Origin of the sequence: Shewanella canadensis, from assembly GCF_003966225.1 — a bacterium.
Classification (GTDB): domain Bacteria; phylum Pseudomonadota; class Gammaproteobacteria; order Enterobacterales; family Shewanellaceae; genus Shewanella; species Shewanella canadensis.
This window is the reverse complement of record NZ_RXNU01000003.1, coordinates 280911-297446: the sequence shown is the minus strand read 5'-3', so window position 1 is coordinate 297446 and position 16536 is coordinate 280911. Positions and strand designations below refer to the sequence as shown.

Here is a 16536-nt window from a genome sequence, read left to right as displayed (position 1 = left end):
ACATCACGTATTTAGCGTCAATCCAGAGTTAGTAATCTGAGTTGAGTTTGTTTGGAGAGTATATAAATCGTTAATACTTTATGTGTGAGAATGGAATAACCCCATCAGATAGGTTCGATATGGGACACCATCTCTCTAACACTAGTTCCTCAAGGGATTCCTGCTTTGCTATCGCGTGTTCATTCGATGCCCCACCTTAAATGAGAATCATCTTTTAGCCGGTCAGGTGATTAGTAACTATTTATAGAATATTTGCAGTGATGCACTTACTAGCCTATGTCATATACATAGAGCTTGGACGGCATCACCCCTAAATAAGACACTTACATTAGCCCCTATTTCACTGAAACCTCCATACTCTCTAAACATCGATAGATATGAACAAATGAATTGATAACACAAGAGATCTGCATTGTATTTAACGAGTTATCATACAAAGAACTGACATCGTCTGAATCATCAGTATTGTTTATATGTGACAAACTTCTAAGCGCTTGGAATTCATCATAGGTATGGCTTGGTAGCTCACTTTCCGGGTTGATTACTGAGATAATGGACAAAGACCGCGACAAGCGGCTTCGAAAGCTTCCTTCATTGGCTAAACTCTGTATCGCTAATTGGAATAACTCTCTCGATGTTTCATATTTACTCATCTTTAATGTCCTCTTTATAGGTAAAAACAGTTCAATTCATCTATAAAGTATTGGATTAAACCCTACTTACGAACACATTGGAGCATTTATATCATTCCAATCACTTCTTTAGATAGGATTGGTTAAAAGTTAAAAATAAAAAACATTTCCCTTCATAATTAGTGGAGATTAATTGAGGAGAGAGATGACGATGAGTTTATTATCGATGCCATTTGTAGAAACAAGTGCAGATACTGGCCTGCATATAGCGGCATTTGTCGTAATGGTGGCAACAATTGTATTAGCTGCTATTGGTTTTTGGAAAATACACGAATTACCCATGGATAAAGCACACAAATCAGAACACCGTCAACTCGGATTAATAACCGTACTCACCTGGATTGGGTTTATTTGGCACTGGGTATGGGTCATTGCAGTTATTATCGCATTTACGGACTTTGAATCTGCGGTTAGAAAAATTAGAGATATATGGCATACCAGTAGTGTTGAAAGCACTCAACAGTTAGAGGAATCAAAGTAATGATTGAAGGTTTAGCGGTTTGGACATTATTAATTTATATACTTCGATTAGTTGGTATGCCTTGGAATAAGGGGACAAAGCTGTTTTCATTTGCTGGCGGTGGGTTATGGCTACTATTTGTGTGGGTTGGTTTACTTAATTATACACCGATGGATATGTCAGGAGGTTCCGTTGTTCAATCACCCCATATTCAACTACGCCCGGCTTCTACTCAAGTAACTGGAAACGTTAAAGCGATTTATGTAGAGCCTAACCAGCGCGTATCAAAAGGCGAATTAATATATGAACTCGAAGATGCTCCTTACCGACTATCTGTCGTTCAATCCAGAGCTGAGTTGAAAAGTAAGTCTGCGGCTATCGATATGGCGGTAAATGATGTCGCCATAACAAAACACGCCGCAAGTAGTCTTGAAGACGATGCAAAAATCGCCGAAGCACGCTTACTTGCTGCCAATCAAGATTTAGACTGGAAAAATAAAACTGGAGAACGTTATAAGACCCAAAATAAAATAGTACCGAATACGGTAACAGAATCAAAACTAGACCAACAACAAGCTGCAATTAATCAATCTATTGCTGAAGTCGTAGCTCTAGATAATAATATCGACAAAATTCGTACTGCGCAGATACAAGCACAACAAGAAATTGAGAAGGCAATTACAAAAGTCACTGACGCTCAAGCTGAGCATGAACGCACACTTGCAGCGCTAAAACAAGCAGAATGGAATTTGGAACATACCAAAATATATGCTCCGGCAGATGGTTACGTTACCAACTTTATAATGCGTGAAGGGCAATACGTTGGGGCTGCACCGCGAATTCATATGTATACAGATGAGAAGTATGTCCTTATGCGTGTCAACCACCAAGCTCTTCGAAATGTAAGGAGGAACCAACGAGCAGAATTCACTAGCGCTATCTATCCTGGCAAAATTTTCAACGCGACAGTTGAGGGAATAATTGAAGCAACTGGAGAGTCACAAGGGAGCTTGGTTTCTGTTGAAGCTGCTGTCCGAAATACCACAGTGAAAAATGCATATAACAAACACCATTTTGTTCGATTGAAAATAGACGAAGCGGAAGGTAGCGATGTACCTGTGGGGGCGGTGGGGCTAGCATGGATTTCTGGAGAAAAACCAATTGCTTTTATGGCTTTCTTAGATGTCGTTAGGGGGATCATTATCAGAATGAAATCTCAAATATACTATTTCCACTCGTTATAAGCTCAAAACTAGAATAACGAATATGTATAAATAAGCACTCTAAGTCTGACTAAAATAGACTTAGAGTGCTTCATTGAAAATGAAATATAAATCTACAGAACCTCTGCTTATAGGAACCTGTTTTCTTTTACAACAATGCAGTTGCAACCGTTTAATGCTACCGTTACTCTAATTAAGTTTCAGCAATTGAGAGTTATAAGATGACAGGAAGTTCAGGTATCTCATTTGGCCGTACAGGTATGTTTTGGCTTTTCCTTAAAGCCATGGACGATTACTATGGTGGATGTATTAAAAAGGTCAATTTGCCTCAAAGTTTAATTGACGAACCAATGCGCCTAATGCCGTTGAACGAGATAACCCGCTATTTTGGCATACTGGATGAGCACATTAATGACCCATTATTTGTAGCAAAGGGGTGCTCGAAGCTTGATTTCAACAACTTCCCGCTCCTAAAAAATATCGTTTTATCTTCGCCTGTTCTCTTTACAGCTATTGTCCGGTTCAATTATTTAGCAACAATTTTACAATCGGGGGCTAAATGCTATACCGAACGCACAAGCCAAGTTACCAAGTGGTGTTACGATACTTCAATTCCAGTACTATCTGAGCGCTTGCTTGACAGCTTTGTTGCTGTTTGGAAGTTTATACACGTATTACGTCACTATGGTAGTGATGATTTTGAGCCATTGGTTATCCATCTCCCAGGTTCAAGATTGGGAGGAAAAGGAGAAGCTGAAAAAATTTTTGGGTGTCCGATTGTTTGGAATGCAAAAAGAACAGAGGTATGGTTTGATATCTCTCTGCTGCCTACCTTTAGTAAAACGATGAATAAACCAGCCTACAATGCATCAGATCTGCAATTGTTGAAATACTTGAATATGCCAGACAGAAACGACTTTTCTCGGTGTGTATTTGAGGCTGTTGACTATGCTAGAGCCTATGGTTACCCTAAACTTGAATTTATTGCTCAAATTATGGGAGTTGCTCCACTCACGTTGCAACGAAAGCTACAAAAAGAAAACTATAGCTTTTCAGAGCTTGTTAAGTATCAACTTATCTATATTTTGGCACCTAACATGTTAGTAGAAGACCGAGCAATAGAAGATATTACGAATGAACTAGGCTTCAGCAATTCACAAAGCTTTGTTAAAGCCTTTAAAAAAGCTCACCAGCTAACCCCAAAACAATATATTGAGTGCTTAGATGAGGTAAGAGGCATAATACGCTAATACGTATTACCAAATTCAAGCTCGTATAACGAATAAAGATAGACCGCGCGAAGCCGCGACCTTATCCCTGCTTTGATCTATTCCAATACAAGCTTATGAACTCAACCTCAGTGACGATTACCGCATGCCGAAATCGGAAAGTGTCTGTTGTCTAGTATTGGGGAGGTGTTGGCGAATACATGCGGGCAACCACAAGCTATTGATTTTAAAACGCATAACGCCAGACTAGTATGTTACCCATACATACAAAGAGGACGGAGGTTATTTGTGTCATCACATCTGCCAGTTAAGAATCATCACTCTTTCAATCTTACCCGAAGAAAACTGGCAAACCTAGGGGTACCTTTTTGCGTGAGTCCAGAGTATTGATAAGTGACCAAAGAGCCTATCTGTGGAGGATCACGCCTTTCACTCACGGTAAATCCGGTTCCAAGTTTGAAACGGATCCCACTCGGAGTTTCAACCACTAAAGCACCTAACATCCCATTAAACTTACCTTGCCCCTCTTGATGAGCCACCACCCGAGCCTCCGCATCATAAAGTGGCTTAAGTTTTATTACGTCTTTGTTTCTTCCACTAAGATAAAGAGATTGATTGTGGTGTAACATCAAACCCTCACCGCCTTGCTCGATGACTCGGCTAAACCAAGTATCGAGCGCTTGTACACTGTCGAAACGTTTCTGCTCTATAACCGATAAATAGATAGAGCGGGTCGCTAACTCCCTTCTTGCTATAGAATATCTCTCGGCAAACACTTGGCTATGCGATGGCAAGTCAAACACCATAAACGTAACCTCACGCCAGCGTTCCTGATTGGGGTGCTTGCTTCTTATTAATGACGAAATCTGCTCAAACGTCCCTCTTCCCATCCATAACTCGCCATCGAGTGCATAATCTGGAAATCCACGAGTGAACCACTGTGGCGCAGATATCAGCCTTCCTGAACGCGTAAACAGTTGAGTGCCATCCCAATAGCCTCTCACTCCATCGAGTTTTTCGCTAACAAGGTATTCACTGATCGGCGCATCGGCCCGCTGCTCGACAGCAAGCTGAATATCATTTACATGTGCTTCACTAAGACCGATGGAAAAATAGATGAGAATAAGTGATAAGGACAACCGACATGCTTGGGCATATGACATTATGAACGCTCCTTCGTGTGATGACTCAAGCTGCTTCCTTCAGCTCTGCAGCAAGTTAAGATTTAATCCCGCCACAGAAAACAGTGTAGAACATGATGCTCATTTCCCCCAAATATCTTGTTATTCTCAAAAGTAGTGACGCGCAGACCAACACTATACTCTCTTCAGATTGCTTCAATCATACAAATGCCGCAAATACACTAATGGTGAGGCCAAAATACGATTGTCTCATCAATTGACGGTGATATACTCACGCGCAATCGGCTCGACAAGTAAAGCACCCGTTAAAATAAAACTTATGGAATGTTATGAAACCTGAAAATAATCACGGATTAAAACGCATATTTAGGGCCACTGGCTTCTCCATGCAGGGACTCAGACTAGCATGGGTGCATGAAGCCGCATTCAGACAAGAACTGATGCTAGCCATTATTATGCTGCCGATAGCGCTGTTGGTTGATATCACCACAATTGAGCGACTCTTTTTAATTTTAACCCTCTTTATTGTCCTCATCGTAGAGTTGTTAAATTCGGCAATAGAGGCCGTTGTCGACAGGATTGGTCATGAGATCCACCCTCTGAGTGGCCAAGCCAAAGATGTCGCTTCGGCCGCTGTATTTATGAGTCTGGCCTTATGTGGCATTACATGGGCAGTCATACTTACAAGCCGATACCTTTAACTTAAGCCTCCAATTAGAACCAGGAGTCATACTCGATGACTCCTTTTCCCTTATCTTTTCCCCTCTGAGACTCCCTTGGCCGATAGGCTCTTGCTAGTTCACAACCCAAATACGACTATTTCAGCGACACAGCCTACAAACCCATAATAAAAACGCGGTTACTTTTACATTTATTGATACAAATCACCCACAAATTGAAACAAAATGTTAGTATAAAAGTCACAGGCAGATTCATTTATATAGAATCAATAACTTAAAATAATAATAAAAATATTTGTGGAGTCGTCTTAAATGGTAAAAATATTATTTGTGGAGTCGCCTTAATGATAAAAAGATTAGGCATCTCAGTTTTAGCTCTGATAGCTGCTACCCCCTGTTTAGCCGCGGATAATAGTCAGTTAGTCAATGAAGCTGATAGCAAAACTGTGATTCGAATTGGAGGATTTTACTCTAATTCTAACTCCAGCATGGATGTGACTAACCCCATTTTAGGTGAAGACTTTAAGATTGATTTCGAACAAGATCTGAATCTTGAAGAATCTCAATTCCTCCCTTTTTTCGAAATATTTCATCACTTCAACGATAAACACCTAATATTTATAGATTGGAAACAACTACATAGAAGTGCAGAGGTTCAAAGTATATCGACACCTTTTCAGGTCGATCTTGATGATAAAATCTTCGATGTAAAAGTCGGCAGTCAGCTCAAGACCACGCTCAATATCGATATCGCCAGAATTGGTTATGGCTATAGCTTCTATCAGGGCAACAACTACAACATGGGCGTATCTCTGGGTCTTCACGCCATGTTTGTAAAAACCGGCTTTGAAGGCACTGTCGGCGCCTGTATCGAGGGTGAAAATATCGATGATTGTGGAATAGCCGCGATCCCGAATGTTGTAGATGAAAAAATAACAGCGCCACTTCCCGACATAGGGCTTTTTGGTACTTATGAGTTCTCACCGGGATTCAGTTTCAGGGCTCACGCACAGTACTTTCAAATAAAACTCGACGACTTAGATGGGCGACTGATAGATGTGAGAGCCGGAATTGAAGCCGAAATATCCGAGAACTGGCATATGACCGCCGCATTTAACTATTATGAGGTCGATGTCGACTACGAGCAAAAATCGGGTATTGATGGCGTTAATATTGCCAATTACAACCTGTCATACAGCTTTATCGGACCTATGCTGTCTGTAAGCTACCATTTTTAATTTATCAAAAACTCAGCCATAACTGGCAGCAGGGTTCGCAGCAGCCTCCCTGTTGACCACCTTTCACCAGCTGTCCTATCCCCTTTAACCATAGAATTGATAGCAGACAAAAATTGCGGCAAGAATACCCGCCAGATCAGCCGTTAAGCCACATACCAGCGCATGACGACCATTGCGGATCCCCACCGCACCAAAATACACGGCCAACACATAGAAAGTGGTCTCCGTACTTCCCTGAAATATCGCTGCCAAACGCCCGGCAAACGAGTCGACACCATGGTGTTCCATGGTCTCTAACATCATGGCTCTGGCACCTGAACCACTAAATGGTTTCATTATTCCCGTCGGCAGGGCATCGACAAAACGAGTATCTCCCCCCACTGCAGAGACAATCGAAGAGATCAGATGTAACAGGTAATCTAAGGCACCCGATGCCCTGAGCATGGCAATCGCCAGCAGCATGGCAAGCAGGTAGGGAATAAGCTTTATCGACTGTGCAAATCCCTCTTTAGCACCGACAATAAACTCATCATAGACAGCAACCTTGCGCAGTCCGGCAACAAGAATAAAACTAAACACTAGCAACAGGAGTATACCGTTGCCCATAGCGGTAGACAGCGTTCCTATCGCCGTCGTGGTTAGTGTCCCCAAATAGAAGACCAACGCCATTATTGAGCCGAAAATTAACGCGCCATAGCCCAAGATCACGCTATTTAACAAAGACAAACGCTGAAACATCGCAACCACCAACACCCCGGAAATGGTTGAAGCAGAGGTTGCCAGAAGTATAGGCAGAAAAATATCCGCCGGCGCCGCAGCTCCCTGCTGTGCCCGGTAAAGAAAAACGGTAACCGGCACTAAGGTCACCGACGAAGTATTGAGTACTAAAAAAAGGATCTGTGCATTGGTTGCGACACTTTTTTGCGGGTTCAGCGTCTGTAGATCTTGCATCGCTTTAAGACCAAGAGGCGTTGCCGCATTATCCAGGCCCAAAATATTGGCCGTCAGGTTCATGGTGACACTGCCATACGCAGGGTGTCCTTTGGGCACCTCAGGCATTAATCTGGACAAGAGGGGTTCAAAAATTTTTGCGAAAAAACCGACAACTCCGGCTTTCTCGCCGACTCGCATCAGACCCATCCATAAAGAGAGCACACCAATTAATCCCAAGGCTATTTCGGCCGCGAGTTTCGAGCTATCAAATAGTGCGGTCACTGACACGGAGAGTACATCCAGCTGACCATTAAAGAGTTGGACGCCAATAGCCAGCATGGCCGTCATAAAGAAAAAAAACCAAATCCGATTTAACACACGACTTCCTTTTAATTAGAACTGAATCTGCGCTATCAGATTAACAAACCCAAGCACTCTCATTGCCGCTTAAAACGTGATGCTCACGACCTCAATGGCGTTCGCTTAAGAGCGAGCCACTAAATGCTATGGTATAATCGCGTTAAAAGACACACCGCTAGATAACTGTCAGAGTCCTATGGTTCAACTAAATCAAGATTTTATCAAGAGCATTGCTAAAGATATGCCTGCTCACCTCTCAATGGATGATTTTATCAGCTACAGCAGCAAACCTTTGCGACCGTCCATCCGAATCAATACCCTAAAAATTTCATCCCTGGATTTCATTGCATTGATGGCGCCTAAAGGCTGGACACTCGACTCGATCCCCTGGTGTCAGGACGGCTTTTGGATCTCACTCGACAATGACGTGCAGTTAGGTAACACAGTAGAACACCTACAGGGTCTGTTTTATATTCAGGAAGCAAGCTCTATGTTACCACCCATAGCGCTCTTTTCGGCATTAACAGACAAGACTGAACACACCATACTCGATATGGCTTCGGCTCCCGGCTCTAAGACCACACAGATAGCGGCAATGATGGACAACTCTGGTCTACTCATCGCTAATGAATATTCATCGAGCCGTGTGAAAGTACTTCATGCTAATGTACTTAGAATGGGAATCAGTAACACCGCCCTCACCCACTTCGATGCCAGAGTATTCGGTGAATACCTGTATGACCAATTCGATGCTATATTACTCGATGCCCCCTGTAGCGGCGAAGGCACCATTCGAAAAGATCCCTTAGCACTTAATAATTGGGGCTTAGAGGAAAACAGCGCCATCGCCGAAACCCAAAAAGCACTGCTTGAATCGGCTTTCCTGGCGTTAAAAACAGGCGGGACTTTAGTCTATTCCACCTGCGCACTGAGCAGATTAGAAAATCAAGACGTGTGTGAACACCTCAAATCCACCTTTCCTGAGGCGGTTGAGTTTGAATCCCTTGCCACTCTCTTCCCCGACGCAGACAAAGCTTGCACGGATGAAGGCTTCCTTCACGTATGGCCACAGATCTATGATAGTGAGGGATTCTTCATCGCCAAGATAACCAAGACCTGCGATGTTGAAAGACAAAAACCTGAGCCGAAGAGACAGAAGAATTTTCCGTTTACCCCCATATCCTCGAAAGTTGAGCTTGAACTGCGCCAGTATTTCAAACAAACCTTCGACATCGACATTCCCACCGATGACATGCTTATGGTGCGAGATCTGGAGTATTGGTTGTTTCCCGCCGGTATGAAAACGTTGATCGGAAAAATGCGGTTTCAAAGAATTGGCTTAAAGCTCGCCGATGGGTTGAAAAAAGGATTTAAGGCGAGGCATGAAGCCATCGTGGCCTTAGCCGAAAAATCGACAGGCTATGAACTCTCCCAAGCGCAGGCCATAGAGTACCTGATGGGAAGAGATATCCCCCTCGTTGATGGCGGTAAGCCTCAGGGAGAACTGATAGTGACCTATCATGGGTGTGCATTAGGGGTTGCAAAACATTTGGGAAGCCGACTTAAAAACACTCTTCCGAGAGATTTAGTGCGGGATAAAATTGCCAATTCGGATGCAAGTACATCGGTCTGAAACATTTAGTTACAAAGCTATATTAAAAAATAGTAATATTCTCGCTAGGAGTTTTCACTCTCTACTACACTAATAGCCAGAGAGTTAATTCCCGCGAGGATCTCACCAGTAGCGCACGGCTCTTTAAACAGAGCCATTCCCCTGGACCCAGAACAATTGGAATAGTTTTGGGTCTTTTTTTGTCTTTTTTTCGACAGATTTCACTATCGAGCTATTAGCTATCGACCTGCAAGTTTGGCTGCATCGGTAAACAGATTAAAGAAGTTATCTGTGGTGTATTGAGCTAATTCCTCGAAGCTCTCGCCACGTAACTCAGCAATAAACTCGGCCACATCCCTGACGAATGCGGGTTGATTCTCTTTACCGCGATGAGGTACCGGGGCTAAATAGGGCGCATCGGTCTCGACAAGCAGCCTGTCTTTAGGCACCTTACGAATGACGGTTCTCAACTCACCCGCATTTTTAAAGGTCGCAATACCCGAAACCGAAATATAAAAACCTAGATCAATAGCGGCCTTAGCCATCTCCCAGTTTTCGGTAAAGCAGTGCAACACGCCGCCGACCTTGTCACCGTGTCCATTTTTCAAAAAATTCAGTGTATCTTCACGAGCGTCACGGGTATGAATGATCAAAGGCTTATTGACTTGAACTGCCAGCTCGATCTGCTGCTCGAAGCAAGTCTGCTGTAGGGCCTTTGTTTCATTGGCATAAAAATAATCCAAGCCGGTCTCACCTATGGCAATCACCTTAGGCTCTTTTACAAACTCCTGTAGCTGAACGGCATCTAACCCCTCTTGGACATCCAGAGGGTGAACACCGGCCGAAAGAAACACCTGATCAAAATCAGCCATCTTATCGCGCATAGACTCGAAGCCATTTTGACGGACATTAACACAGAGGAAATAATCAACCCCTCTGCTTTTAGCTTCTTTAAGGATATGTTGAATACTTTGATGATCGGGCGCCGCTTTTAAACGGTCAAGATGACAATGAGAATCGATGAGCACGGGAACTTCCAGCAGTTAATTGGTACAAAAAAATCTAATCAGTAAAGCCAAGCAGTGATTAATTTAGCCGGGATTTTGCTGAGTAATAACAGAGGATGGAAGGATACAGACCTACATGGTGCAGGTCAAATCACCGGACGCGAGCTCTCTGGATAACAGGTTTTCAATATGGTGCTTGTGGGTATCGGGATCCGTTAATATTTTCACACCAATCCCTGCGGGCCGACCACCTGAGGCTCCTAATGGATTGATCCAAACCACGACCCCCTCAAACTGGTGCTTAGAGGTTGAGCCGGGAAGTTGATACGCTATCGTTAACTCTTGCCCCAGATAATGGCTTTCCGTGGTCGCAACGAACAAACCTGCCGGCTTAATAAAGGGCATGTAAGCGCGGTAAAGCTGATGTAGGGTGTCAAAATTAACAACTAGATCTATCATAAACCGATCACTTTTTACCCATCTCGTTGTATTCTAATATAAATGATTGAAATAAGGCTAAATAATTTACATTCGGCATAAGTAAAAGACGATGGTAAGTCGCCATCACCTTCGCGCTGAACTCTGTTATTCTCACTCTCAACAATGCATCTAATTCTGTCTGTTTCACTAATTTCTGCCTTAAAAGTAGGTATAAAACTTTAAGTGCATCAGAAACTTGCTTTTCATTTATATTAATTAAATTAGCACACAGGTGACCAGAGGACAAACTTTGAGACCAGTCTTTTCTTAGCTGAAGCAAGGCGGCATATCGGTCACCTTCCAGTGCATTAGCTAACTCCAAGGGCCCGCCCATCACCGGCAGACACCAGGTTACATCGGATTTAACACCCGCTCCCTGTGGTAGCCAAGCCTTGATCTCTTCGCGTGTTGGTGCCTGAAAATGGATCCGTTGACAGCGACTACTTATGGTAGCCATCAACCGCGAAGGCGTATCTGACTGTAGGAGTAATAATGTCTCTTTACCGGGCTCCTCGAGAGTTTTTAGTAGGGCATTCGCCGAGGCCTGGTTTAATTTTTCACAGTTGCTTATAACGGCAACGCGCCTCCCGCCTTGCTGTGATGTCGCGGTCAGCTTTCGGCAAAGCTCCCTCACCTGATCGACCTTAATTTGATTACCATCGGCCACAATATGATAAAAGTCCGGATGGTTATTCGCTTCGACTAACAGACACGCTTTACAGAACCCGCATGCTCCCTGCGATGTCACCGTCTGGCATAGCGCAGCCTTGGCAAAGGCTAAGGAGAGGATTTCACCGCCATATCCGCTGTGCACCCCAACAAGGTAAGCATGACCGATATGTTGAGACTTTAGTTGCTCACAAAAATCACCGATAACTGGGGTCAACCAAGGCAGATCCATTACCACTCCATTGATTGTAATAACGCAAGAATATCTTTATGTACTTCAGCCATCGTTTGACCTGCATCGATAACGGCAATGGAATCATCTTTCGATGCGAATGAGAGAAATGTCCCACGAGCACGTTCAAAAAAATCCAGCTCTTGCTTCTCTATCCTGTCTAACTCACCCCGGCTTGCGGCGCGACTTAACCCCAACTCAGGATCGATATCCAGATAGATAGTCAAATCAGGCTTAAAATCTCCCAGCGTGGCTTGACTCACGACCTCGACTAACTCCATCAAGCCCCGTCCTCCCCCTTGATAGGCCAGTGACGAAAGGTTATGCCTGTCCCCAAGCACCCATTCTCCACGAGTTAGGGCCGGCTTAATCACGTTGGCGACTAACTGAGCTCTTGCCGCGTAAAGGAGAAGACACTCAGCCTCGTCACAGAGAGGATCACTCTCATCGGCAATTTTAACGAGATCTCTCATACGTTCAGCCAATGGTGTACCGCCGGGTTCACGGGTACACACAGGAGCCTTACCTGTGTGCTTCTCGATAAAGTCCCGAACAAGGGATATTGCACTGGACTTGCCTGCGCCTTCCAACCCCTCGATCACAATAAATTTACTGGTGTTTTCGCTATTCATCGATTTCTCTGATACTTGTTTACGGCACGGTTGTGCTCGACTAATGTTCTTGAAAATACGTGGCTGCCATCATTTCTGGAAACAAAATAGAGGTAGTTCACGTCTGCTGGCTGCGCCGCAGCAAGCAGTGATGCGCCACTTGGCGCCGCAATAGGAGTTGGTGTCAGTCCATTAATTCTATATGTATTAAAGGGAGTTAGCTCTCTTAAGTCCTTGCGCGTAATATTACCTTGGTACCTGTCTCCCATGCCGTAAATCACGGTTGGATCGGTTTGTAAACGCATCCCTTTATTGAGGCGATTAGCAAATACAGCCGATATCCAGGGACGTTCGCTGGCCTTGCCGGTCTCTTTTTCAATTATCGATGCCATGATCAATAACTCATAAGGAGACTTAAGGGGAAGGTCCTCAGCCCGTTGCGCCCAGGCGGCGGCTAACTCTTGCTGCATTTTGTTATAGCTTTGAGTTACGATTAACTGAATATCATCACCGGCAACATAGTGATAAGTGTCGGGATAAAATTTACCTTCAGGCAGACCTGACTCATCTCCCTGATCGGCTAAAACACGCCTGAATACATCATCAACAAACTGACTTTGAGGTAAGGCTTCCAATATCGCCAACCACTCATTGATGCTCTGACCCTCTATAAGCGTCACACTGAAGACTTTCTCTTTTCCCTCAACCAACTTTTCAAGCAGTTCGTTAACGGTCTCACCGGGCTCTATAACGTAAAATCCTGAGCGAATTTTAGCAAGTTCTGGTTTAAGACGAGCCAATACCTTCAACTTCCAGCCATCGGTCACTAATTCCCGTTTCTCCAACGTCGTCACAAGCTGTGAAAATGAGGTACCGCGTTTGAGTTCAAGATCTTCAGCCTGAATAAGGTTGAGTTGCGACTGGCTATACAAGGTAATGCTTTTATAACCCCAAATACCAACCCCACCAGCGAGAGTAAGCAGAGTAAAGCTGATTGCGACAAGCGCTATAACAATTTTTTTCATAAGGTAAGGTGCAAAGAGTCTCTTATTGAATCTGTAAAAGGTGACCGCTCAAAGGTAAGATCATCAACTCGGTTAATATCGACAAGGCCAAACAGGCTGTTAGTAATAAACCCATGTTCAAATTGAGACAGTTGCTGATAGCTAACGTCAGTAATATGCAGATCGAAACCTCGTTCTATGAGTGCATAGATGACCTGCTCTCTCATCACTCCTGCAACCCCCGCCAAAGCAATGCTTGGTGTGACGACTCTATTCCCATCAACCAGAAACAGGTTGGCCATCGATGACTCGATAACATTGTGCTTTTGATCCATCACTAACCAATCATCAAAACCGGAAGCGAGTTGCTTTGATTTTATTAATACCTGCTCGAGACGATTAAGATGTTTAATACCGGCTAGCAAGGGTTGATGTGCCAGCTTAACATCGCTGCTCTTCAACGATATTCCGGCAATTTGCCATTGTGAATAATGGCTGGGGATAGCATGTATAGAGATGACTTCTGTAATGAGTCCGGAAGTTGGCGCAGCATAACCACGTCCGCCGACACCCCGGCCAAGTAATAGCTTAATACAGCCATCACCATGGGTCATCGCAAGGTGTTTAATCTGAGCAATGAGCGGATCACTGGCGCACCAGTCGAAACCTAACCGTTTCGCGCCCTGAGTCAGCCTCTGCAAATGGGCCCGTAAAAACAAAACCTCACCACCACTGAAACGCATGGTCGCAAACAGTCCGTCACCGTAGGCTAATCCACGTTCGAGTGGGTCAATCTGGTAATCTTGTTTCCCATTCACCCAAACTTCAGTCATGACCACACAAACCTGTGTTTGGCGCAAATATAGCCATTCGCTTACTCCCTTTAAAACCCATACACTCCTCTGTCCTTGGGTTGTGCTCACTATGTTCGTTACTGTGACGAAAATAGAATCAAAATGTAGGTTCGCTTTCTATAGCCAAGCGACTCCAATATGCACAACTTAAGGTCGTTAGTCACCCCAACATAAACGACATCTCCACCCTCCATGGCGGCCTTCACGAAATAGCTCGGGTATAAAGCGTATTATTTTGCTAACAGATGCTGAATTCGAGTCTTGAGAATATCGGTCGCAATACGGTTTTTACCACCGCGAGGAACAATAATATCCGCATACTGCTTAGATGGTTCGATAAATTGCAAGAACATAGGACGAACAGTCTCAGTGTACTGTGACATTACAGACTCCATAGTACGGCCGCGCTCGGCAACATCGCGAGAAAGGCGGCGCATAAAACAGATATCCAGAGGCGTATCCATAAAGACACTCGCATCCATAGTATCTCTAAGAACCGGATCGGTCAGCAGCAAGATACCTTCCAGGATGATCACCTTCTTAGGCGTCATCTTAATGGTCTCTTCCATACGCGTGTGTTCGTTATAACTGTAAGTAGGGATCTCTACCGCCTCACCGGACTTCAAGGCCGTTAAATGGCTGCATAAAAGCTCATGATCGAGTGCTTTAGGATGATCGTAATTAGTCAGTACCCGCTGATCCATCGACAGATGTCCCTGATCTCTGTAATAAGCATCTTCGGCAATAACACCTATCTGGTCGGTGCCTAGATCACGGCACAACTCTTCGTAGATGGTTTTTGCGATTAAACTTTTTCCAGAGGCTGACGCCCCTGCGATACCGATAATGACACACTGAGAATTCATGCTGATAAAACCTTATTCGTCATCTGAAATACTGATTGAAACACTGGATTGTACTTTGGTGAGTGCAAGCTGAGCTCCCACTTTTCTTGCTATCTCACGATAAAGTGCTGCCACTTCACCGTCAGGGTCGGCAACAACCGTAGGTGTGCCATTATCTACGTCTTCACGGATGTTGAGTTTAAGCGGTAACTCTCCTAAAAGAGGAACCTGATAACGCTCGGCCATCTTGCTGCCACCATGACTGCCGAAAGGATGTTCTTTATGACCACATTCGCTACACAGGTGAAAACTCATGTTCTCGACAATGCCTAACACAGGAATGTTCACTTTGCGGAACATGCTGATGCCTTTCTTGGCGTCAGCAAGGGCAATATCCTGAGGCGTTGTCACCACCACCGCACCTGTCACCGGCACTTTTTGAGAGAGAGTGAGTTGAATGTCACCCGTCCCCGGTGGCATATCGATGACCATATAATCGAGCTCCGGCCATTGAGTTTCATTCAACAACTGGGCTAATGCACCGGCAGCCATAGGGCCACGCCATACAGCGGCTTCATCATCGGCTAACATAAAACCGATAGATTGTGCCGTAATGCCATGGGCTGTCGCTGCCGTCATCATTTTTCCATCAGGCGAGACAGGCTTAAAGTCAGTCACACCCAACATTAACGGAATAGAGGGACCATAGATGTCGGCATCCAGGATGCCCACTTTAGCGCCTTCGGCTGCTAAGGCTAATGCCAAGTTGACCGCAGTCGTTGATTTACCTACACCACCTTTACCGGAGGCGACGGCAATCACTTGCTTCACATTCTCAATCGGCTCAACACCGCCAATGGCAGAGATAGAGGCAGGTTGGAAGTCTATTTCGCACTCCACTTCATCGATTGCATCTAGCACAGCAAGCTTTTTCGTTATCGCCATAACGGTATCACGGTACTGTGTCATGCAAGGATATGGATAACAAAGACCCAACTCCAAACGTTTACCGTTCATTGATAACTTGTTTACGCAGCCAGCACTGACCAAACCTTGTGCTAAATACGGATCTTGATATGCGTCCAAAATGGCCAAAACTGGCCCGAGAAGATCGTCGTTGAGACGGTAATTCTGAGAAGCTGAAGACAAAAGTGCTACCCCCTATAAAAAATTTGACCAAGTGTACCAGAAAATGACCCGAATATTCGTGTAGATTTAACCCACTTAAATCACCTTTTGATGAAAGTCTCGCTGGGATCGGTTAG

At 44.3% G+C, this 16536-nt stretch carries 17 protein-coding genes; 6 read left to right on the top strand and 11 right to left on the bottom strand.

Annotation, left to right across the window (positions count from 1 at the left end):
• Nucleotides 1-335: 335 nt before the first annotated feature.
• On the bottom strand, nucleotides 336-653 hold the full coding sequence (locus tag EKG38_RS07440; RefSeq protein WP_126519647.1) for a hypothetical protein: 318 nt from the start codon (nucleotides 651-653) through the stop codon (nucleotides 336-338).
• Between the two features lie 190 nt (nucleotides 654-843).
• Here EKG38_RS07440 and EKG38_RS07435 point away from each other — a divergent pair, with 190 nt between their 5' ends.
• The 3 genes from EKG38_RS07435 (at nucleotide 844) to EKG38_RS07425 (ending at nucleotide 3625) form a co-directional block, all read left to right on the top strand.
• A complete protein-coding gene (locus EKG38_RS07435; protein WP_126519839.1) occupies nucleotides 844-1173 on the top strand; it encodes an MFS transporter in 330 nt (109 codons plus the stop codon).
• The gene (locus tag EKG38_RS07430; protein WP_126519646.1) at nucleotides 1173-2396 is read left to right on the top strand and encodes an HlyD family secretion protein; all 1224 of its coding nucleotides are present in this window, start codon (nucleotides 1173-1175) and stop codon (nucleotides 2394-2396) included. The genes EKG38_RS07435 and EKG38_RS07430 overlap by 1 nt, the downstream gene beginning before the upstream one ends.
• Nucleotides 2397-2596: 200 nt before the next feature.
• Nucleotides 2597-3625 (top strand): AraC family transcriptional regulator, encoded by a 1029-nt coding sequence (locus EKG38_RS07425; RefSeq protein ID WP_126519645.1) that lies wholly within the window; start codon nucleotides 2597-2599, stop codon nucleotides 3623-3625.
• Nucleotides 3626-3921: 296 nt separating this feature from the next.
• Here EKG38_RS07425 and EKG38_RS07420 read toward each other — a convergent pair whose 3' ends face one another.
• Complete coding sequence (locus EKG38_RS07420; RefSeq protein ID WP_126519644.1) at nucleotides 3922-4767, bottom strand: DNA ligase; 846 nt, start codon at nucleotides 4765-4767, stop codon at nucleotides 3922-3924.
• A gap of 308 nt (nucleotides 4768-5075) precedes the next feature.
• Between EKG38_RS07420 and EKG38_RS07415 the strand changes: the two genes are divergently transcribed.
• The gene (locus tag EKG38_RS07415) at nucleotides 5076-5447 is read left to right on the top strand and encodes a diacylglycerol kinase (RefSeq protein WP_126519643.1); all 372 of its coding nucleotides are present in this window, start codon (nucleotides 5076-5078) and stop codon (nucleotides 5445-5447) included.
• A 323-nt stretch (nucleotides 5448-5770) separates the two neighbouring features.
• Nucleotides 5771-6664, top strand: a complete 894-nt coding sequence (locus EKG38_RS07410) for a hypothetical protein (RefSeq protein WP_126519642.1) — start codon at nucleotides 5771-5773, stop codon at nucleotides 6662-6664.
• A gap of 84 nt (nucleotides 6665-6748) precedes the next feature.
• Here the strand turns inward: EKG38_RS07410 and EKG38_RS07405 are convergent, their stop codons facing one another.
• Nucleotides 6749-7975 (bottom strand): nucleoside recognition domain-containing protein, encoded by a 1227-nt coding sequence (locus tag EKG38_RS07405; protein ID WP_126519641.1) that lies wholly within the window; start codon nucleotides 7973-7975, stop codon nucleotides 6749-6751.
• A 178-nt stretch (nucleotides 7976-8153) separates the two neighbouring features.
• Between EKG38_RS07405 and rsmF the strand changes: the two genes are divergently transcribed.
• The gene (gene rsmF, locus EKG38_RS07400) at nucleotides 8154-9590 is read left to right on the top strand and encodes a 16S rRNA (cytosine(1407)-C(5))-methyltransferase RsmF (protein ID WP_126519640.1); all 1437 of its coding nucleotides are present in this window, start codon (nucleotides 8154-8156) and stop codon (nucleotides 9588-9590) included.
• Between the two features lie 218 nt (nucleotides 9591-9808).
• Here rsmF and EKG38_RS07395 read toward each other — a convergent pair whose 3' ends face one another.
• From EKG38_RS07395 to apbC, 8 genes are all read right to left on the bottom strand, one after another.
• Nucleotides 9809-10597 (bottom strand): TatD family hydrolase, encoded by a 789-nt coding sequence (locus EKG38_RS07395; protein WP_126519639.1) that lies wholly within the window; start codon nucleotides 10595-10597, stop codon nucleotides 9809-9811.
• A gap of 111 nt (nucleotides 10598-10708) precedes the next feature.
• Nucleotides 10709-11035, bottom strand: coding sequence for a PilZ domain-containing protein (locus tag EKG38_RS07390; protein ID WP_012142984.1), 327 nt, complete (start codon nucleotides 11033-11035; stop codon nucleotides 10709-10711).
• 7 nt (nucleotides 11036-11042) lie between these two features.
• The gene (gene holB, locus EKG38_RS07385) at nucleotides 11043-11957 is read right to left on the bottom strand and encodes a DNA polymerase III subunit delta' (protein ID WP_126519638.1); all 915 of its coding nucleotides are present in this window, start codon (nucleotides 11955-11957) and stop codon (nucleotides 11043-11045) included.
• Nucleotides 11957-12589, bottom strand: coding sequence for a dTMP kinase (tmk, locus tag EKG38_RS07380; protein ID WP_126519637.1), 633 nt, complete (start codon nucleotides 12587-12589; stop codon nucleotides 11957-11959). The genes holB and tmk overlap by 1 nt, the downstream gene beginning before the upstream one ends.
• Nucleotides 12586-13593, bottom strand: a complete 1008-nt coding sequence (mltG, locus tag EKG38_RS07375; protein WP_126519636.1) for an endolytic transglycosylase MltG — start codon at nucleotides 13591-13593, stop codon at nucleotides 12586-12588. The genes tmk and mltG overlap by 4 nt, the downstream gene beginning before the upstream one ends.
• Entirely contained in the window at nucleotides 13590-14405 is an 816-nt protein-coding gene (gene pabC, locus EKG38_RS07370) for an aminodeoxychorismate lyase (RefSeq protein ID WP_126519635.1), read from the bottom strand. Before pabC ends, mltG begins: the two co-directional genes overlap by 4 nt.
• 251 nt (nucleotides 14406-14656) lie before the next feature.
• A complete protein-coding gene (gene udk / locus EKG38_RS07365) occupies nucleotides 14657-15292 on the bottom strand; it encodes a uridine kinase (RefSeq protein ID WP_126519634.1) in 636 nt (211 codons plus the stop codon).
• A gap of 12 nt (nucleotides 15293-15304) precedes the next feature.
• On the bottom strand, nucleotides 15305-16420 hold the full coding sequence (gene apbC / locus EKG38_RS07360; protein ID WP_126519633.1) for an iron-sulfur cluster carrier protein ApbC: 1116 nt from the start codon (nucleotides 16418-16420) through the stop codon (nucleotides 15305-15307).
• Between the last annotated feature and the right edge of the window lie 116 nt (nucleotides 16421-16536).